We start from the raw sequence: 18,281 nt of genomic DNA, 5'->3' as shown, positions 1-18,281 counted from the left end.
CACAGCATGACTCTGACCCTGCAGATCGAGAATTTCAGCGTCCTGGACGATGGCGGCCCGGTCAGCGTGGCCGTGTCGGAATCTGGGCTGCAGGTGGGGCGTAATGCCGGCATGGGCTGGGTGCTGCCCGATGCCAGCCGGCATATCTCGGGTCATCATTTCGATATCACCTGCCAGCACGGGACCTGGTGGCTGCATGACCGTTCGACCAACGGGACTTTCCTGCAGGGGCATCGCCACCGCTTGGACGGGCCGCACGGGTTGCAACATGGCGACCGGTTCCAGGTCGGCCAGTATATCATCGTTGCACTGATGGAGGCACCGCAGCCGGGCGGGCGGATCGCGCCCGGATCGCTGCCGCCCTTCGACGTCGATCGCGCTGCGCGCGCGCCGCTGCGCGACGATGATCCCTGGTCGGTGCCCGGTGGGTTTGAACCCGTCGATCCGATGCCCGCCGCAGAACGTGGCCCGAATATGCCTGACTTTTCCCAGGATTTCGTGGCCTTCCCTGCGGCGCCGCAGCAGCCGTCGCCACCGGTCGAGGCACCGGTGCCCGATCTTGCAACCTCAGAGGCCCCCACCGAGGACGCGCGCGCGCGGTCGGCCTCGCCCTTCGGTGCCTCGCTGCCGCCGGCGCCTTCGCATGCCTTCCCGCAGGCGACGCCCGCACCTGCCGAACCGACCCCTGCGACTGCGCCCAAGGCCGAGACATCTGCCCCGCCCGCCCCGCAAGCGCCAGCCGCCACGACCGAGCCTGCGGCGTTCCTGCGTGCCTTCTGTCGCGGTGCCGGGCTGCCCCCGGAACTGGCCGCCAATATCGACGCCGAAGCGCTGGCAGAGGCATTGGGCCAATCCGTTGCCGCGACCACCAGCCGGCTGATGACGGCGCTGCGCGACCGTTCGGCCGCGCGCCATTTCACCCGCGCGGGCGAGCGGACCATGCGGGGCGCCAGCGATAACAACCCGCTGAAATTCCTGCCCACCCCCGAACAGGCGCTTGAGGCCGTGTTCCTGCGCCCGCGCGCGGGTTTCATGACCGGGGCACGGGCCTATGACGATGCGCTGGGTGACCTTGCGCGCCACCAGGGGGCGCTGTTCGCGGCGTTGCAACCGGCGCTGGCAGAGCTGATGCAGGATCTCGACCCGACCCGGATCGAAGCCGAAGCGAAATCGCGCGCCGGCATCACCGGGCAGCGCAAGTCGAAGGCGTGGGATACCTATGTGGAACGTTGGGACGCCAAGGCCGCGCATGAAAACGGCGTTCTCGACGAATTCATCCGCCTGTTCGCCGAAGCCTATCGCGCGGCGGATGAACAGGGCGGCGCCGGCGGTGCCGCCGGCGGGAAGGCCGGGGTTGGAACCGGGTCAGATCCCAGCGGTTAAGCGGCAGGCGGGTGTTCCAGGTAACGAGGAAGGCAGGAAATGAAATTCGAATGGCTGACGGACCCGACCGAAAGCGCCCCGCCCTGCGGTCCTGACCTGGAAGCGCAGGACGATGATGATTTCGTCGGCTATTATTTCGAGGCCGAAGGCCGCCTGCCGGAACGCTATTTCACCCCCGGCCTTGCCCCCGATGGCAGCGAAGATCGGCTGTTCGACCCGCGCTCAATCACGTTCGCGCGCGAGGGCAAGCAGATCGGCGATCTGCTGAAGCGCTCTCGCGATCTGCGGCTGACCAGTCTGCTGGCGCGCTTTGCGATCCTGTCCGGGCGGCTGGAGGATTTCGCCGATGCGGTCGAGGCCACCGCGACGCTGATGCAGATCTGGCCGAACGAGGCCCATCCCCGCGTCGACCACAGCGCTGCCGAACGGCGCGGCGCCATCGAGGCGCTGAACGCGCAGCCCGCCGTCGTGATGCCGCTGCTGCATCTGCCGCTTCTGCCGACCGGCGATGTTACCCTGCGCCGCCATATGGTCGCGACCGGCCGCGCCGATGCCCGCGCCTCGGAAGAAGGGTTGGACAGTGCGACCGATGTGCTGGGCCCGCTGCGCAGCGACGTCAACCGCCCTCAGGTCGCCAAGGCGCAGTCTGATCTGACCCGCGCGGCCGCTGCACTGCACATGATCGGCCGTCTGGCCGCCAGTCACGACAGCGCGCCGTTTTCGCCCGATCTTGGTGCGGTGCGGACGGCGGTTGCGGACATGCAGGCGATGATCGCCTCGGCGCGGCCGGACCTGCCCGGCTGGACCGAAGGCGCAGAGGAGGTCCCGGCTGCTGATGCCGGCCATGCTCAGCTTGGCGGCGCATCGGCCCCCGAAATGCCCGCGGCCGATCCGGCGACGACCCCAACCGCGCCCATGGCTGCGGCCTTGCCCGCCGACGTGCCGGCGATTGCCGATCGCGATGCAGCGCTGGCGGCGCTGAAGGCGGCAGAGGCCTGGCTGGCCCTGCGCGAGCCGTCCTCGCCTTCGCTTCTGCTGGTGACGCAGGCGCGGTTGCTGGTCGGTGCGCCGCTGGTGCAGGCGCTGGAAACGCTGCTGCCAGCGCAAGCGGGCGGTGCGGTGCTGAATATTGGCCATGGCAGCGGTTTCGCCCTGCCGATGGATCGGCTGAAAACGCTAAGCTCTGCCGCGCAGGAAAGCCGCCCCGAACCGCCTGCGCCGCCGCCTGCGCCCGCAATCGTCGACCGCCGCGGGCTGACCGCCTGCCTGATGGGTGTCGAGTCCTATTACTCGGCGCATGAACCGGCTAGCCCAGTGCCCTTGCTGCTGGTAAAAGCTCGTGACATGTTGACGAAAAGATTTGATGCCATCGTCGCCGAACTGATTGCGGCACCGGCGCGACAAGGTGAATGAGGCGAGAGTCTGCGCATTGACTCTGTGTTTGAAATTGCGTTTTTTAACGCTGTCTAAGGATCGAGTGACATGGCATCTGATAAATCTACCGATTTTCTGAAGCGTAATCGCCCACCTCGGGTAAACATTTCCTACGAAGATCCCTACGATTCCGAAAAGATGGTGGAATTGCCCTTTGTGGTCGGCGTGATGTCGGACCTGTCGGGCAACGCCTCGCAGGTCGATAAGCCCGCGATGGAAGAACGCGAATTCGTCGACGTGACGGCAGCGACTCTGGACGACTACATGAAGTCGATCGCGCCCGGCCTGTCCTTCAACGTGGAAAACAAGGTTGGCGGCGACCAGCGGCTGGGCGTTCAGCTGAACTTCGAATCGATGGACGATTTCGATCCGGCCGCCGTTGCGCGCCAGATCCCGGCCCTTAAAAAGCTGCTGGAAGCCCGGCAGCACCTGGCCAACCTTCAGCGCTATATGAACTCGAAGCCCAAGGCGCAGGACCAGATCCGCAAGCTTCTGAACGATCCCGAACTGATGGCCACCCTGGCCGAACGCGACAAGTCCGCCGCGCCCGAGGAGGATAGCTGAGCATGGCAAAGGAAAATCAGGCGCAGGTCGCAGGCGCAGGCCAACTGACAGAGCTCGAGGAATTTTCGGACATCCTCAAGCAGACGATCAAGCCGCGCACCGAAGTTGCCGCGAAAGAGGTCGACAACGCCGTCGTGGCACTGGTGCGCGAGGCTCTGGACGACCAGACCCTGATCGCCGAGGATGTGATCGACACCATCGACGCGATGCTGTCGAAGCTTGACCAGAAGCTCAGCGAACAGCTGAATGCGGTGATCCATCACGAGGATTTCCAGAAGCTGGAATCGTCCTGGCGCGGGCTGGCCTATACGGTCAACAATTCGGAAACCGATGCCTCGCTGCGCGTGAAGGCGATGAACGTGTCGAAGAAAGAGCTGCAGCAGATGATGCGGCGCTTCCCCGGCGCGAAATGGGACAAGTCGCCCCTGAACCAGCGCATCTACGAGGCCGAATTCGGCACGCTTGGCGGCAAGCCGTATGGCGCGCTGATCGGCGATTATTATTTCGACCACGGCAGTGCCGATGTCGCGCTGCTGCGCGATATGGGCAAGATTGCGGCTGCGGCGCATGCACCGTTCATTTCGGCCGCCGCGCCGGAATTGCTGGGCATGGACAGCTGGACCGAAATGTCCACGCCGCCGGATTTGTCGGAAATTTTCGACACGCCTGATTATGCGGCCTGGAACGGCCTGCGCGATTCCGAAAACTCGCGCTATATCGCGCTGACCCTTCCGCGCGTCCTTTCGCGCGAACCCTACGGCCAGAACTCGAACTCGGTCGTCGAGGAATTCAATTTCGAAGAAGAAACCGATGGTCATGCGGGCACCCAATATGCCTGGATGAACGCGGCCCATGCGATGGCGGTGAATATCAACCGTGCGCATAAGGAATACGGCTGGACGGTGCATATTCGCGGCGTTCAGGCGGGCGGCGAGGTTCTGAACCTGCCGACGCATAATTTCGAAACGGGCGACGGGATGAAAGATCTCAAATGCCCGACGGAAGTATCGATCACCGACCGGCGCGAGGCTGAATTGTCGAAGGCCGGGCTGATCGGACTGGTTCACCGCAAACATACTGACAAGGCGGCATTTATCGGCGCCCAGACCCTGTATCGTCCAAAGAAATATGTCGACGATCAGGCCACGGCCTCGGACAATATGTCGTCGCGTCTGCCGTATATTTTTGCGGTGTCACGTTTCAGTCATTATTTGAAATGTATGGTGCGCGACAAAATCGGGCAAAGCCCCGATCGTTTGCAACTTCAGACACAGTTGCAGAGTTGGGTTAACAAGTACGTTTCTGGTAATCCCGAAAGCGCCAGTGAACGCGAGAAGGCAAAGAAACCTCTTGCGGGTGCGAAGGTGGAAGTCGTGGAAGATGAGGAGAACCCCGGTTATTATATGGGAAAATTCTTCCTCAAGCCGCATTTCCAGCTTGAAGGGATGGATGTCGGGATGTCTCTCGTCTCGAAACTGCCGAAGGGCAAGTGATTGCCCCAAGGACATTTACTGTCTGAAGTGACGCCATATTAGAGGAGTTAGGTTAGCATGGCTGTCGATATTTTTCTGAAACTGTCCAACAACATCAAGGGTGAATCGCAGGACTCGACCCATCGCAACGAGATCGACGTTCTGGCCTGGGATTGGGCGCTGACCCAGTCGGGCACCACCCATGTCGGTTCGGGCGGCGGCGGCGGTAAGGTTAACGTCAAGGATATTACGCTGACGAAATACGTCGACCTGGCGTCGAATGACCTGATCAAGCGCTGCACCAACGGCGAGCACATCGAAAACGGCGAACTGATCGTCCGTAAATCGGGTGGCTCGGCCCCGGTCGAATATTTCCGCATCAAGATGCAGAACATCATGATCACCAGCTACACCACTGGCGGTTCGAAAGACGGTCTGGACCGGATTCAGGAAACCCTGACCCTGAACTTCCGCAAGTTCGAAGTCGCCTATACCCTGCAGGAAGAATCGGGTGCCGCCGGCGCCGAGACCCTGGCCGGTTGGGACATCGCCGAAAACAAGGAGTGGAACGCCTAAGCGTTTCGCCTTTTTCGGACGGAACAGGGCTGGCGCATTCCGTGCCGGCCCTGTTTCATGTTTACCGGGTGTTGTTGCCCGGATGGTTCAGTTTTTGGTGGACGAATAAGTGCAGCGTAATCGCAAGGTCTCCAATGACGATCCGACGCGCAGCGGTCTGCGCGAGATGTCGTTGATGCATGTGTTCCGCGCCTCGGCTGCGCGTCGCGATGCGGGCGACCCCTATCAGCATTACCAGGACGGCGAACGTGACCTGACGCTGCGCAGCCAAAAGCGCCGCGACGGCACCGACGAAGCGGCGCTGCGCCACAATATCGCGCTGGATGTGTCCAGCCTGATGAACACCATCCGGCTGGATGTCTGCGTCGGCATGTCCGACACGCCGCGGGTGGCGAAATCGGTGGTGAATTTCGGCTTTCAGGACATGGACAGCCTGTGGCGCGACCATCGCAATCCGCGCGATATGGCCGCCGCGATCCGTCAGACGCTGATCGCGAACGAACCCCGGCTGCGGCCCTCGACGATCGAGGTGCGGATCGACGAAACCGGCCCCGGCAAGGATCAGCGCCTGCAATTCGAGATCGTGGCCGAGATGATTTCGAACCCCTCCGACATTCCGTTGCAATTCTATGCCGAGGTCGACCCAGCCGCCGGGAAGATCGCGCTGAAACGCATGCAGGGCGATTCATGAAAAAGTCATTCCGCGACGCCTACGAACGCGAGCTGGATATTCTTTACGAACGCACGGCGGAATTTGCCGACGAATATCCGGGGCTGGCCGACCGGCTTGGCGGGCTGTTGCGCGACAATATCGACCCGACCGTCGCCGGGCTGCTGGAAGGCACCGCCTTTCTGGCCGCCCGCGTGCAACAGAAGCTGGACGAGGAATTTCGCGGCTTCACGACCGAGCTGCTTGAACAGATCTTCCCCGACGCGCTGGCACCCGTACCCAGCTGCATGCTGGTGCAGGCGCAGCACCCTGAAAATCCGCCCCCCGATCTGGGCGTCGCCCGTTACCCCCGCGGCGCCACGATGGAGGCCCCGTTTCGCGACGCCGACAAGCGCATCGTCTGCCGTTTCTCGCTGGCCGCGCCTTTGGATGTACTGCCGCTGGAGATGACCGGGCTGCGCTATCTGGACCGTCCGGCGCCCATTGGCGCGTTGGGGCAGGACCCGGACCCGGCGACTCGCGCGGCCTTGCAGATCGACCTGCGCCAGATCACCGGCCGCCCGCTGTCGACGCTGGGATGCGACAGTATCGCCTTTCACCTGACGGCCGAGATGGCGCAGGCCTCGGCGCTGTATGAACAGATCCATGCGGGCGTTCTGCGGGCCAGCCTGCGCTGGCTTGCACCCAATGGCGACCCGGTTTTCGTCCGTCTGCGCTCCGATCAGATCGATCAGATCGGTTTCGCCAGCGAGGAATTGCTGTTTGACCGCGACAGTCGCCTGTTCGAAGGCTTTGCCCTGCTGCGCGATTTCTTCGCCTTCCCGCGCAAGTTCATGGGCTTCCGGCTGATCGGGATGGCGCAGGCGCTTGCCGGGATCAAATCGGCCGAGGCGCAGCTGATTCTGGAATTCGACCGCAGCGACGCCGATATTGCCCGTCAGATCGGGCCGCAAGACGTGCGGCTGAACTGCGCGCCGGCGGTCAACCTGTTCGAAGAGCGCTCTAACCAGATTCGGCTGGGCGACACGCTGCACGAATATGTGGTGACGCCGGACAGCGCCCGGCTGACCCAGGTCGAGGTGCATCGGATCCTGGATGTTCACGCCAGTTCCGGCATCTCGCAGCAGCGGACCGAGGTGCATCCGCTTTACGCCCTGCCGCCCGGCGCGCAGGCGCCGCGCGCGGTCTATTACTACACCATGCGCCGCAAGCCGCGCCGGCTGACCGCGGCCGAACGGCGCAACGGGCTGCGTGCGGATTATCGCGGGACGGAAACCTATATCTCGCTTTACGAGCCGCCCTTGGGCGAGGTCGGCCAGCGGGCGCAGCGGCTGCATGTGCGTACGCTGTGTTCCAACCGGCACCTGCCGATGTCGCTGCCGCTGGCGCGCAGTGACGACCTGCATATGGATGACGACCAGAAACTGCGCCTGCGCTGCGTGAACGGCCCGACGCCGCCGCGCGAGGCGATGACGGAAACAGAGCTGGGCGGCCCGCACCGCACCCAGCAAGGCGATGTCTATTGGCGGCTGATTTCCTATCTGTCGCTGAACCATTTCGGGCTGGACGACCGCTTTGGCCGCGATGGTGCCGCCAGCCTGCGCGAGATCCTGTCGCTGTTCGCGGACCTCTCGGACAACATCACCCAGACCCAGATCGCCGGCATCACCGGGCTGGACGTGCGCCCCGTCACCCGCTCGATCCGCCGGCCCGAGGGCTTCTTTCCGGCGCGCGGTCTGGAAATCAGCATCACCTTTGACGAAGCCGCTTTCGAAGGCGCGGGCATCCTGCCGCTGGCGGCGGTGCTGGACCGGTTTCTGGCCGAATATGTCAGCATCAACAGCTTCTCGCAGACGGTCACTGTCAGCAAGCAGCGTGGCGTGCTGCGCCGCTGGCCGCCGCGGACCGGCCGAGGCCCCTTGATATGAGCGGGCAGGGCAGTTTCCTGGCCCTGCTGCGTCGGCTGGAGCGTGACACGCCGCACCGGCCGCGTATCGGCCGTTCGGTCCATCTGGCCGATGAGATCGTCGATCTTGGGCAGGATCCCCGGCTGGAATTTCCGGCTTCCGAGTTTCACCGCGATCCGGGGCAGTCCGAAACGCCGCGCGATGCCCTTGGCCGGGTGGCCCTGCGCCCGCAGTTTCTGGGCATGTTCGGCGCTTTCGGGGCCCTGCCGCTGAACACGACCGAAGAGGTGCAGCGCTGGCAGAACGAGGGGCAGGACGGCTTCACAAAATTCGCCGACATCTTCACATCGCGGTTCTTGCAGCTTTTTTTCCGGGCTTGGTCCGACAGCCACGCGATCAGCCAGCACGACCGCCCCGAAGAAGACCGCTTTGCCCGCTATATCGCCGCCGTTTCGGGCACCGGCAGCCCGGCCTTCGTCCATCACGACGATTTCCCGGATATGGCGCGCCTGCCGATGGTGTCTATCTTCGGCGGCCGGGTGCGCAGCGCGGTTCGGCTGCGGCAGATGATCTCGCGCTATTTCGGCCTGGCGGTCGAGGTCGAGGAACACGTCCCCTCGTGGCTGGAATTCGAAACCGACGAACTCAGCGGCTTGGGTAAGGGTGGGGCGCTTGGCCAGAATACCTATCTGGGCAGCCGGGTCCGCTCGGTCAGTGAAAAGATCTGCCTGCATCTCGACCTGCCAGATGCCGACCGCTACCGCAGCTTTCTGCCCGGAGCAGCGGAGCACCGGATGCTGACGAATCTGGTCTTCTGGTATCTGGGCCGCACCTATGAGGTCGAGCTGGCCCTGCGCCTGCCGCCATCGAAAATTCCGGCGGCAACGCTGGGCAAGACCGTGGCCGTGGGCTGGCTGGCCGCGCTCAGCCCGCCGCGCAGCACTGATGACAAACCCGTCGAGGTCGCCCGCTTCCAGATCGACCCCGAATCCGCACGACCAAAGGGAACCGCATGACCGCTATCACCATCGAGAAATTCGCCGGCAAGATGAACCGCGTCGGCTATGACGCTTTCCTTCAGGCGATGCGGCAGGCGCGCGGCGACGGCAATCGCAATGTCGAACTCAGCCATTGGCTGTTTCACGCGCTGTCTAACCAGAATTGCGACATCTCTGTCACCCTGCGCGAGGTCGGCAAGGATCGCGGCAGGGTGCTGAAGGATCTGGATCAGGCGATGGGCCGGTTGCAGAAGAACGTGACCGAAACCCCCGGCATTTCCGAACGGCTGGCCGATGCGCTGAACCATGCCTGGACCTATGCGACGCTGTTCTTTGGCGAAACCCAGATCCGCACCGGCCACCTGCTTGTGGCGCTGCTGAACGACGCCACCCTGCGCCGCGAGATCGAAGGTTACTCCCCGGTTTTCGAGGAGCTTTTCGCCGACCAGATCGGGAAAGAGGCGCGGACGCTCTGGTCCGGCTCCGAGGAAGAGGATATGCGCCCGATGGATGGCTCGGGCCTTGTCGCGCCCGGCTCGGGCCGCGACAGCGCGGGGCCATCGACGGCGCTTGGCCGCTTTTCGGTCGACATGACGGCACAGGCGGCGGAAGGCAAGATGGACCCGGTGGTCGGCCGCGATGACGAAATCCGCCAGATCGTCGATGTGCTGATGCGGCGGCGTCAGAACAACCCGATCCTGACGGGTGAGGCCGGCGTGGGCAAAACCGCCGTGGTCGAAGGCTTCGCGCAGAAGCTGGCCGCGAATGAGGTGCCGCCGACGCTGCAGGGGATGCGGCTGCACATGCTGGACATCGGGGCGATGCAGGCCGGGGCCAGCATGAAGGGCGAATTTGAACAGCGCCTTCGTTCGGTCATCGACGAGGTGCAGGCCAGCCCCACGCCCATCATCCTGTTCATCGACGAGGCGCATACGCTGATCGGCGCGGGCGGTGCGGCGGGCACGGGCGACGCAGCCAACCTGCTGAAACCGGCATTGGCGCGCGGCACGCTGCGCACCATCGGCGCAACCACATGGGCCGAATATCGCAACTATTTCGAGAAAGACCCGGCCCTGACCCGGCGTTTCCAGCCGGTCACTGTCGATGAGCCCAGCGTTGAGACCGCGTGCTACATGATGCGCGGACTGCTGGCCCCGATGGAGGCGCATCACAAGGTCCGCATCTCGGACGAGGCGGTCGAGGCCGCCGTGAAGCTGTCGGCGCGCTATCTTCCGGCGCGGCAATTGCCGGACAAGGCGGTCTCGCTTCTGGATACGGCCTGCGCGCGGGTGGCGGTCAGCCAATCGGCAGTGCCGGCGCGGCTGGCGGATCTGCGCGCCAGCATTGCCGCGCTCGACACCGAAATCGCCGCGAAAGAGGCCGAACGCGAGCTTGGCGCCACCGACGAGGCGCGTCTGACCGAGGCGCAGGACAAACGCGAGACGCTGCTGTCGGACCTGTCCTTGGTCGAAGCCGCCTATGACAGCGAAAAGGGGTTGGTAGAGGGTATTCTGGATCTGCGCCGCAGCATCGCCGAGGCCGAGGGCGAGGATTTCAATGAACCCGCCGCCCGCGCCGATCTGGAAGGCAAGATGGCCGACCTGTCGGCGATTCACCCCGATGAACGGATGATCTGGCCGCATGTGGACGAACAGGCGGTGGCGTCGGTCATCAGCGATTGGACCGGCATCCCGGCCGGGCGCATGGTCGCGGATGAATTGCAGGCGGTGCTGGGTCTGGCCGATCACCTGAAGGAACGCGTCATCGGTCAGGATCCCGGTCTGCAAATGATCGCGCGCCGGGTCGAAACCGCGCGCGCCGGCCTGTCGAACCCCGAAAAACCCATCGGGGTCTTCATGCTGTGCGGCCCCTCGGGCGTGGGCAAGACCGAAACCGCGCTGGCATTGGCGGAAGCGCTGTATGGCGGCGAGCAGAACGTCATCACCATCAATATGTCCGAGTTTCAGGAGGCCCATTCCGTCAGCCTGCTGAAAGGCGCGCCCCCCGGCTATGTCGGTTACGGTGAGGGTGGCCGGTTGACCGAGGCCGTGCGCCGCAAACCCTATTCGGTGGTGCTGCTGGACGAGATGGAAAAGGCCCACCCTGACGTGCACGAGCTGTTTTTCCAGGTCTTCGACAAGGGCCGGATGGAAGACGGCAATGGCCGCCCGATCAATTTCCGCAACACGCTGATCCTGATGACCTCGAATGTCGGGACCGGCACGATCATGAACCTCGCCCCCGAAGGCGAGATCACCGATGCCGAGACGCTGGAAGCGTCCCTGAAAGAGGAATTGCTGGGCACCTTCCCGCCGGCGCTGCTGGGCCGCATCGTGACCATTCCCTACGTGCCGCTGTCCGCCGCGGTGCTGGCCGGGATCACCCGGTTGAAGCTGGGTTCGGTCGCGCGGCGGATGCGCGATTCGCATGGCGCGCAGCTTTTGTGGGACGACGCGGTCATCGACCACATCGTCGCCCAGTGCCGCGATCCAGACAGCGGCGGGCGGATGATCGACAACATCATCACCAACTCGATCCTGCCCGATTTGTCACGGCAGGTGCTGGCGCGTATGGTCAGTGGCGAGGAGATGTCGGACGTCACCATCCGCATCGCGGATGGCGCGTTCACCTATGATTTTTCAGTGAAGGAATAGGATATGACGGTAAAGATTGATTGGGTTCTGGTCGAGGGTGCAGCCGGCGCGCGGCTGGGTGCGCTTGGCTTTCTGGGCGATGATGTGGCGGCCATTGCACTGTTCGCCCCCGGCGACAGTGCCGGGGCTGTGCTGACCACCGCCGCCAACCGGCCCGAGATCCGCCTGCGCGATCCCGCCCTTGGCCGGCTGTCGCGCCGCGTCACCGCCGAATTTACCCGTCCGGCGATGCCCGGTCAGGTCTGGTGGCAACATCTGCAATCCGCCCCGCGGATGCGCAAACCGGCGGGCGCCGAGCTGATCCGCCCGGGCGAGATCGCCCGCGTCCTGACCCGGCTGGGATCCGAGGACGCGCTGGCGGCGGCACTGGCTTAACGGACGTCGAAGCTGGCGATGCCGATCAGGGCGTTCTGTCCGACCTCGGCAAACAAGGCATCAAAGAACGGCCCGGCGGCATCGCCCGCGCGGGCCGTTACCGTGTTCAGCCGCTGCGGCGTCGCCAGTGCGATCAGCAACTGGCGGGTATCGCGCGGCTGGCGCATCCGCGCCACCGGAATGTCAAAGCGCGTGGCACCGGCCGAGGACAGCAGGAACCGGCGCAGGTCGTGGACGGCACCGTTTTCGTCGACCATCAGCAGCGTCTGCACATAGCCGGCGCCATTGCTGATCTGCCCGCGTAGCGAATCGCCCGAAGAAACGCTTTGCGCGTCCAGTTGCAGCCCCAGTGCAAAGACCGGATAGCGGGCGTCGCGCCGGGCGAAGGCCACGGCGGGGCATTGGCGGGGATCCAGCAGCAGGGTCTCGCGGCTGATATCGCCCTCGATCCCGGCCACCAGCTCGTCGGTCAGGGCGGCGGCGTTGCGGTCGCTGTCCGACAGCAGGCTTAGGGTCAATTCATCCTCGCCGCGCATGATCGGCAGCGCTAGCAGGCAGGCATCGGTCAGCTGACTGCGGATGCGATCAACCAGGATCAGCAGGCGCGGATCGGGCGGCGGTGCCTCGGCCGAGGCTTGTACCGGCATTGGCCCGGCATCGCCCGCGACGGCGACGCTGCCGACCTGATCGGCCGGGGGTGAGGTCAACCCGACGGTCGGGTCGGCGGGGGGCAGGATCTCGGCCGGGGCGGCCTCGACCAGATCGGGCGGGGCTGTGGTCAGCGTGTCTTCGGGCGCTGTCGGGGTTTCGGCATCGGTGCCGGAATCGGCGGGGCTGGTTAGCGTCTCGGCAGGAACGGCGACGACTTCCGGGATCTGCGGGATCAGGGTCGTGACCTCGATCTGGGGCAGCGCCTCGACCCGGTCAGGGCGCAGGAAATCCAGCGTCGGCTGATAGACGAGGTAACCCAGCAGTGCCACATGCAGCCCCAGCGACAGGCCCGATGCCTGCGCCCATTTCCAGCCATCGGCGCGTTCGCCGATCATGGCGCACCGCGATCGTTCAGCGTCACCAGCCGCAGGTCGTAATCGGTCAGAACCGGGTCATTCAGCGTCTCGACCAGCAGATGGGCCGGTGCTTCGCGGTCGATCATCAGGTGCAGGACCTGCCCGCCCGTCGCGGGCACTGCGGCGGGCAGCAGATCGGCAGAGATGGGTTCACCATCCAGCAGCCAGCTGCCGTCGCCTTCGACGATCAGGATGGGCGAGGGCAGCTGTTCCAGCGGCAGATCTTCGGTCCGCGACAGCTCCAGCCCCGGCTCTGGCCGGGCGGTCTGGCCGACGATCATGAAGAAGAAAAGCAGCAGCAGCACGATGTTCACGATCGACAGCGAGGTGTCGATATGGGCGCGTTCGTGGCGGCGCGGGGGCAGGTTCAGCGCCATTCACACCCCTCCGCTGGCAATCTGGACCGAGGTGATGCCGCGCGCCGCCAGCGTTTGCAGCACGGTGACCAGTTGCTGCACGGCGACATCGCGGCGCAGCACCACCAGCACGTCGCGCGTCCCCTGCGCCAGCAGAGCATCCGCCAGCGCCGGCAGCCGCGCCGGGTCATAGCGCTGCCCGCTGGCCAGGATGGTGCCCGCCGGGTCCAGCGTCCAGACTGCGGTGCTGCGGATATCGGTGGTTCGGCCCGGATCGGTCGCCGATTGGGGATCAGGCGATCCGCCGCCGCCCGACAGCCCGCCGGTGCGTAGGTCCAGCATCGAATAGGGCGCGATATTGGCCGACAGCATGAAGAAGATCAGCAGCTGGAACATCACATCGGCCAGCGGCGTCATCGAGAACCGATAACGCCGGTTGCGGCGGGGCAGGACCAGCCCCGGACGCTTCTGGCCGCCCGCCATCGCCACGGATCAGCCGCGGGTCTGGCCGACGCGGCCGTGGATCGCAGAAGAAATCACCATCTCGATCGTCTGGCGTTCATCGTCGATGCGGCCTTCCAGCCAGGCGGCGATGAAATAGGCCACCAGCGCAATCGACAGCCCTGCGGCTGTGGTGGTCAGCGCCGTCCAGATGCCAGAGGCGAGCATGCGCGGATCCGCCGCCGCCTGGCTGGCGGCAAGGCTGCCGAAGGCGTCGATCATGCCGATCACCGTGCCCAGCAGGCCCAGCATCGGGGCCATCTGCACCACCGCCTCCAGCAAGCGCATGCGGCTGCCCATCCGGGTCAGTTCCACCAGTGCCGCCTGCCGGGCCAGTTCCTCGCCATAAAACGGGTCCGAGGGCCGCGCCCGCAGGCCCGACATCACCGCGCGCAGCACCCGCGACAGGACCGATCCGCTGGCGGTGGCCTTGCGCTGCGCCTCGTCCGGGCGGCCGTTCAGCCAATCGTCGAGGATGGCCTCCGCCTCGTTGTGGCGGCCAAGGCCCATGCGGCGGAATTGGGTGATCTTGAAAATGGCGACGGTGACGGTCAGCACCGACAGCGCGGCAAGGGCAAGAAACACGGCCAGCGTGGTTGCCGGCAGGGATTGAAACATGGACAGGTTCATGGAGAAATCAGATTCCGAACTCGATACTGCTGCGGTTTTGCGTCGTCAGATTAGCCAGGCAGAGCGTGCGCAGGTCGCCGCCGCCCTCGGCCGTGCATTCGATGACATCGTTGACGACGATGCGCCCGATGCTGGCACATTGGCCGCCGGGGATTACGAAGGGAATGACGCGGGTTTTTCCAGCGATCAGCGCGCCGAAGTCCAGCACCGGCAGCAGCTTGACCGCGCCGTCGGCGTCAAAGATCGCGACCTGCCAGGCCGCGCGTTGCAGCCCTTGTTGCAGGCGGTTCGTGGTCAGGAAAGTCAGCGTGCAGCTGTCGCCTTCGCTGTCGGTCAAGCCGTTCAGTTCCAGCAGCACGTCACCACTTGGCGCGGCGCTGTCCTGCGCTGCGGCGCTTTGCGCCAGCCCGAGGGCTGCCGCCAGCACGGCGGCGCCGACCGCCTTGGGGGAGGGTGCGCGAAACATCGGGGCTCCTTTCACCGATAGACCCCGATCAGGGGAATATAGTCGAACCGCGCTGCCGTGATCGGGGCGGGCCGGGGGGTAATGTCCTTGGCCTGCGCAAGATCAGGCATGGCCGCTTGGGGGCGAGCGACAGGGCGCGCTACTGCCTGACCTTTTGGCAGCAGTGACATTTGTGCGGGTGCCGCCTGCGGTGCCTTGGTCGAAGTTCCGGCGTGGTCCGTGGTTTCGGGTTGTCTTGGTGCGGCGATCCGGGGGGCTTCGCTGCGAATGATGCGGGTCAGATCGGCCGTTTCGCGCGCGACTGCTGCGGGGCGGACCGGTTCGGCATCGACCGCCCGTCGCGGGATTGCCTGATCCGCCAGCGTCGCAAAACCTGCCGCCATAGCGGCCGCCGAAAGACTTGCGCCAAAGATCAGGATGGGCTTCATGGTCCGCAGGCTCCTTTGGCCCGGACGCTAACACAGGCGAAACTGACGCTCAATGAACGACGACAGCGAAACATGGCGGAAACTGCCGCACCTGGCTGTCGCTGCCGCGCTTTTGTCGCTGACCACGACCGGCACGGCAGAGGCAGAGCTGAGCCTGTGTAACCAAAGCTTTGACGTCCTGAACATCGCCCTTGCCGAAGCCGATGGCGCGGAATTTGTGACCCGGGGCTGGTGGCGGGTGGCGCCGAACCAATGCGCGACCCTGCGCCCCGAACCGTTGCAGGCGCGCTATTATTACATCTTCGCCGCCGACGTGTTCGGGAACGAGGCGCTGCCCGGTTCGACGCCGATGTGCATCGCCACCGGGAAATTCGTGATCGAGGGCCAGCAGGATTGCCTGATCCGCGGCTATCTGGACGCACGCTATTACGAAATCGACACCCAGCAGCAGGACAGCTGGACGGTTTTCGTGGCCCCCCGCCCATAAAGGCTGCTAGCCGGCATTCGACGGCGCGGTCGGGGGTGTTTGGTAGGCAAGTGGGGACAGTGCGGCGGCGGCACCCTCGGGCGTGGCCTGCATTTCGGACAGGATGGCGGGCAACAGGGTTTCCGCGCTGGCACCGGCCGGCGCGGCAGCCACCGCCACCAACGGCTGCGATGTGGTCACCGCCAGCAGCAGATAGGAACCCGCGCCCTCGGCGGGTGGCTGGGGCAGATCAATCGCGGCACCAAGGCTGACCCCGCCATCGGGCAGGCTGCGCGACTGGCCTGTCAGGTCATAGACCGCGCCGTCGGGCGCGATCAGCGCCAGCCACAGGCTGCGGCCCGCCAATGCGCCGACCTGCGCCTCCAGCTGGAAACCGGTAGGGGTGCTGCGGGCCAATGGCTCGATCACCGGGGCGCGAGAGCCTCGTCCGCTAAGCGTATTGGCGAAGTCCAGCACCGGGCATTGCGAGGTGGTGACGCGCTGTTCGATGACGGTCGGGCGTGTGCTGAAAGCTTCCTCATAAGGGTTCTGCACGGTGGCCGCGTCCACGGGTGCATCGCTCAGCACTTCGATCAGGCCGGTCTGGGGTCCGGCCGCGATGCGTTGCGCCATGGTGCAGGGGCCAAGCGATAGCTCTGCCAGAAAGCCCTCGCGGCTGGACGCATCGCGCGGCGGCAGGGTCGAGGCGAGTGCTGGCGCAGGCTCCACATCGGGCGCGGGTGGCGCGGCTGGGTTGCGCAGCGCGAACCAGCCGCCTGCGGCGGCCAGAAGCAGCAACGCCGCACCGCCGCCGATAAACGCCGGCAGGGGCAGGCGTGAACGCGCAGGGGGTTCTGCCACGGGCGGCGGGGGCAGGGCGGTATCGGGGTGAAAGCTGCCAAAGGGCGATTCCGACACGCCGGTGATTTCGGTTCCCGCTGGCGGCTTGGTCTGGTCGGTCGTCCACAGCGGCAGGCGATAGCGCGCCGGGATCCGCATCGGGTCGTCCAGCATGGCGATGACCTGGCTCATATCGCCGGGACGGGCGGCGGGATCGGGTTCCAGCATGTGTTGGATCAGCGGAAAGACCCGATGCGACAGGCCGTCAAGATCGGGGATCTGCTGGCGCGCGTCCGAAGCGGTGACAACGGAATCGCCCATATCCAGCGGCTTGCCGCGCGACACCGCCACCATCAGCAGCGCCAGCCCGTAAATATCGGTCGGCGGTCCGATCACACCGTCGAAATGGCCAAGCTGTTCAGGGGCGATATATTTGAACTTGCCCGCAAAACGCCCGGCCAGCCCGTCGCCCAGCTCGGTCGAGCGGGCGATGCCGAAGTCGATCAGTACCGCCTCTTCAACCCGGTCATGGCGCAGGATGATATTATCGGGGGACAGGTCGCGATGGGTCACGCCGCGCGCATGGGCCTGGCGCAACCCGCCCGCCAGTCGTCGCATCAGCAGCAGTGCCTGATCGTCGGGCATCGCCTTGCCGCTGCGGATCCGGCTGCCCAGATGTGCGCCCTCGACAAATTCCATGATCAGGCAGTAACGATCCAGCCCCTGATCGAGGATGAAGTTGTGATAGCTGACGATGGCATCGTCGCGCAGCTGGACCAGCACGCGGGCCTCGCGTCGGAACAGGTCGATGATGTCGCGGTCGCGCGCCAGTTCGGGCAGGATCACCTTTACCGCCACCGGGTCGCCGGTGAAGACGTTGACGGCGCGGTAGACCTCGCCCATGCCGCCCGCGCTGATCAGCGCCTCGATCCGGTAATTGTTGTTGATCAGCGTCCCCGGCTCGACCAGCCGGGCGGGCGCGGATGACGGCAGCGCCGGCGCGATTTCCGATACGACGGTCGGCATGGGGGCAGGCAGCGCGCTGGAGTCCTTGCCCGGCCCCGGAACGGGCACTTCCTGACCGGGCGCGGCAATCATGGTGCGATCATGGACGATTGGCTCGGGCAGGCCTGCTGCTGCCTCGGTGTCTTTCGAGGCGATGCGGGTGCGGTCGTCACCTGCCGCCTTGCGGCTTTGGGTCGGCGCGGTATCGTCCTGCGCGATCATGGTGCGGTCGGGATCTGCCGAAGCGGGCGGGCTTTCGGGTGCTGTGGTCTCGGGCGGTGTGGCGATACGGGTGCGGTCGTCGGATCCGGTGGCACCACCGGAGGGCGCCTTGTCGGTTGCGATCATCGTGCGGTCGGGGTCGACCGGCAGTTCGCGCGTTGGCGGCGCATCGGTTGGGGGGGAGGGGCGCGACTCCTCCTCGCCGCTGGCCCCTGCTGGTTCGGCCCCGGCCTCTGGGGTGGCCCTTGGGTTCTTTGGCCCGGACAT

Annotated in this window: 18 protein-coding genes; 11 read left to right on the top strand and 7 right to left on the bottom strand. The window is 65.3% G+C overall.

Annotated elements, in window-relative coordinates; translation table 11 throughout:
- Window positions 1-6: 6 nt before the first annotated feature.
- From tagH to G7044_RS12070, 10 genes are all read left to right on the top strand, one after another.
- A complete protein-coding gene (gene tagH / locus G7044_RS12115; RefSeq protein WP_166329205.1) occupies window positions 7-1,383 on the top strand; it encodes a type VI secretion system-associated FHA domain protein TagH in 1,377 nt (458 codons plus the stop codon).
- 39 nt (window positions 1,384-1,422) lie between these two features.
- Window positions 1,423-2,796, top strand: a complete 1,374-nt coding sequence (locus G7044_RS12110; RefSeq protein WP_166329203.1) for a type VI secretion system protein TssA — start codon at window positions 1,423-1,425, stop codon at window positions 2,794-2,796.
- Between the two features lie 69 nt (window positions 2,797-2,865).
- The gene (tssB, locus tag G7044_RS12105) at window positions 2,866-3,381 is read left to right on the top strand and encodes a type VI secretion system contractile sheath small subunit (protein WP_166329201.1); all 516 of its coding nucleotides are present in this window, start codon (window positions 2,866-2,868) and stop codon (window positions 3,379-3,381) included.
- Window positions 3,382-3,383: 2 nt separating this feature from the next.
- Entirely contained in the window at window positions 3,384-4,874 is a 1,491-nt protein-coding gene (gene tssC / locus G7044_RS12100) for a type VI secretion system contractile sheath large subunit (protein WP_166329199.1), read from the top strand.
- A 57-nt stretch (window positions 4,875-4,931) separates the two neighbouring features.
- Window positions 4,932-5,429: an Hcp family type VI secretion system effector gene (locus G7044_RS12095; protein ID WP_166329197.1), complete on the top strand. Its 498-nt coding sequence runs from the start codon at window positions 4,932-4,934 to the stop codon at window positions 5,427-5,429.
- Window positions 5,430-5,538: 109 nt separating this feature from the next.
- Complete coding sequence (gene tssE / locus G7044_RS12090; RefSeq protein ID WP_166329195.1) at window positions 5,539-6,120, top strand: type VI secretion system baseplate subunit TssE; 582 nt, start codon at window positions 5,539-5,541, stop codon at window positions 6,118-6,120.
- A complete protein-coding gene (gene tssF, locus G7044_RS12085; protein ID WP_166329193.1) occupies window positions 6,117-8,027 on the top strand; it encodes a type VI secretion system baseplate subunit TssF in 1,911 nt (636 codons plus the stop codon). The genes tssE and tssF overlap by 4 nt, the downstream gene beginning before the upstream one ends.
- Window positions 8,024-9,022 carry a type VI secretion system baseplate subunit TssG gene (gene tssG, locus G7044_RS12080; protein WP_166329191.1) on the top strand — a complete coding sequence of 333 codons (999 nt, stop codon included), beginning with the start codon at window positions 8,024-8,026 and terminating at the stop codon, window positions 9,020-9,022. The genes tssF and tssG overlap by 4 nt, the downstream gene beginning before the upstream one ends.
- A complete protein-coding gene (tssH, locus tag G7044_RS12075) occupies window positions 9,019-11,658 on the top strand; it encodes a type VI secretion system ATPase TssH (protein ID WP_166329189.1) in 2,640 nt (879 codons plus the stop codon). Before tssG ends, tssH begins: the two co-directional genes overlap by 4 nt.
- Window positions 11,659-11,661: 3 nt before the next feature.
- Complete coding sequence (locus G7044_RS12070; protein ID WP_166329187.1) at window positions 11,662-12,033, top strand: hypothetical protein; 372 nt, start codon at window positions 11,662-11,664, stop codon at window positions 12,031-12,033.
- Here G7044_RS12070 and G7044_RS12065 read toward each other — a convergent pair.
- The 6 genes from G7044_RS12065 to G7044_RS12040 are packed head-to-tail and all read right to left on the bottom strand — an operon-like array spanning window position 12,030 to window position 15,481.
- Window positions 12,030-13,079 carry a hypothetical protein gene (locus G7044_RS12065; protein WP_166329185.1) on the bottom strand — a complete coding sequence of 350 codons (1,050 nt, stop codon included), beginning with the start codon at window positions 13,077-13,079 and terminating at the stop codon, window positions 12,030-12,032. The genes G7044_RS12070 and G7044_RS12065 overlap by 4 nt on opposite strands.
- On the bottom strand, window positions 13,076-13,477 hold the full coding sequence (locus tag G7044_RS12060) for an ExbD/TolR family protein (RefSeq protein ID WP_166329183.1): 402 nt from the start codon (window positions 13,475-13,477) through the stop codon (window positions 13,076-13,078). The genes G7044_RS12065 and G7044_RS12060 overlap by 4 nt, the downstream gene beginning before the upstream one ends.
- Entirely contained in the window at window positions 13,478-13,939 is a 462-nt protein-coding gene (locus G7044_RS12055; RefSeq protein WP_166329181.1) for an ExbD/TolR family protein, read from the bottom strand.
- Between the two features lie 9 nt (window positions 13,940-13,948).
- Window positions 13,949-14,575: a MotA/TolQ/ExbB proton channel family protein gene (locus G7044_RS12050; RefSeq protein ID WP_166329179.1), complete on the bottom strand. Its 627-nt coding sequence runs from the start codon at window positions 14,573-14,575 to the stop codon at window positions 13,949-13,951.
- A 19-nt stretch (window positions 14,576-14,594) separates the two neighbouring features.
- Complete coding sequence (locus G7044_RS12045; protein WP_166329177.1) at window positions 14,595-15,053, bottom strand: hypothetical protein; 459 nt, start codon at window positions 15,051-15,053, stop codon at window positions 14,595-14,597.
- An 11-nt stretch (window positions 15,054-15,064) separates the two neighbouring features.
- Window positions 15,065-15,481 (bottom strand): hypothetical protein, encoded by a 417-nt coding sequence (locus G7044_RS12040; protein WP_166329175.1) that lies wholly within the window; start codon window positions 15,479-15,481, stop codon window positions 15,065-15,067.
- Between the two features lie 52 nt (window positions 15,482-15,533).
- Between G7044_RS12040 and G7044_RS12035 the strand changes: the two genes are divergently transcribed.
- Window positions 15,534-15,968 carry a DUF1036 domain-containing protein gene (locus G7044_RS12035; protein WP_166329173.1) on the top strand — a complete coding sequence of 145 codons (435 nt, stop codon included), beginning with the start codon at window positions 15,534-15,536 and terminating at the stop codon, window positions 15,966-15,968.
- A 6-nt stretch (window positions 15,969-15,974) separates the two neighbouring features.
- Here the strand turns inward: G7044_RS12035 and G7044_RS12030 are convergent, their stop codons facing one another.
- Window positions 15,975-18,281, bottom strand: coding sequence for a serine/threonine-protein kinase (locus tag G7044_RS12030; RefSeq protein ID WP_166329171.1), 2,307 nt, complete (start codon window positions 18,279-18,281; stop codon window positions 15,975-15,977).

Source organism: Paracoccus xiamenensis (assembly GCF_011308835.1).
Lineage (GTDB): Bacteria > Pseudomonadota > Alphaproteobacteria > Rhodobacterales > Rhodobacteraceae > Paracoccus > Paracoccus xiamenensis.
The sequence above is the reverse complement of the archived record's forward strand: the minus strand, read 5'-3'. Positions and strand labels throughout refer to the sequence as shown.

Excerpts from the sequence above, each read along its gene's own strand:
- tagH (WP_166329205.1), top strand. The coding sequence starts at position 7 with ATGACTCTGACCCTGCAGATCGAGAATTTCAGCGTCCTGGACGATGGC.
- G7044_RS12110 (WP_166329203.1), top strand. The coding sequence starts at position 1,423 with ATGAAATTCGAATGGCTGACGGACCCGACCGAAAGCGCCCCGCCCTGC.
- tssB (WP_166329201.1), top strand. The coding sequence starts at position 2,866 with ATGGCATCTGATAAATCTACCGATTTTCTGAAGCGTAATCGCCCACCT.
- tssC (WP_166329199.1), top strand. The coding sequence starts at position 3,384 with ATGGCAAAGGAAAATCAGGCGCAGGTCGCAGGCGCAGGCCAACTGACA.
- G7044_RS12095 (WP_166329197.1), top strand. The coding sequence starts at position 4,932 with ATGGCTGTCGATATTTTTCTGAAACTGTCCAACAACATCAAGGGTGAA.
- tssF (WP_166329193.1), top strand. The coding sequence starts at position 6,117 with ATGAAAAAGTCATTCCGCGACGCCTACGAACGCGAGCTGGATATTCTT.
- tssG (WP_166329191.1), top strand. The coding sequence starts at position 8,024 with ATGAGCGGGCAGGGCAGTTTCCTGGCCCTGCTGCGTCGGCTGGAGCGT.
- tssH (WP_166329189.1), top strand. The coding sequence starts at position 9,019 with ATGACCGCTATCACCATCGAGAAATTCGCCGGCAAGATGAACCGCGTC.
- G7044_RS12070 (WP_166329187.1), top strand. The coding sequence starts at position 11,662 with ATGACGGTAAAGATTGATTGGGTTCTGGTCGAGGGTGCAGCCGGCGCG.
- G7044_RS12065 (WP_166329185.1), bottom strand. The coding sequence starts at position 13,079 with ATGATCGGCGAACGCGCCGATGGCTGGAAATGGGCGCAGGCATCGGGC.
- G7044_RS12060 (WP_166329183.1), bottom strand. The coding sequence starts at position 13,477 with ATGGCGCTGAACCTGCCCCCGCGCCGCCACGAACGCGCCCATATCGAC.
- G7044_RS12055 (WP_166329181.1), bottom strand. The coding sequence starts at position 13,939 with ATGGCGGGCGGCCAGAAGCGTCCGGGGCTGGTCCTGCCCCGCCGCAAC.
- G7044_RS12050 (WP_166329179.1), bottom strand. The coding sequence starts at position 14,575 with ATGTTTCAATCCCTGCCGGCAACCACGCTGGCCGTGTTTCTTGCCCTT.
- G7044_RS12045 (WP_166329177.1), bottom strand. The coding sequence starts at position 15,053 with ATGTTTCGCGCACCCTCCCCCAAGGCGGTCGGCGCCGCCGTGCTGGCG.
- G7044_RS12040 (WP_166329175.1), bottom strand. The coding sequence starts at position 15,481 with ATGAAGCCCATCCTGATCTTTGGCGCAAGTCTTTCGGCGGCCGCTATG.
- G7044_RS12035 (WP_166329173.1), top strand. The coding sequence starts at position 15,534 with ATGAACGACGACAGCGAAACATGGCGGAAACTGCCGCACCTGGCTGTC.
- G7044_RS12030 (WP_166329171.1), bottom strand. The coding sequence starts at position 18,281 with ATGTCCGGGCCAAAGAACCCAAGGGCCACCCCAGAGGCCGGGGCCGAA.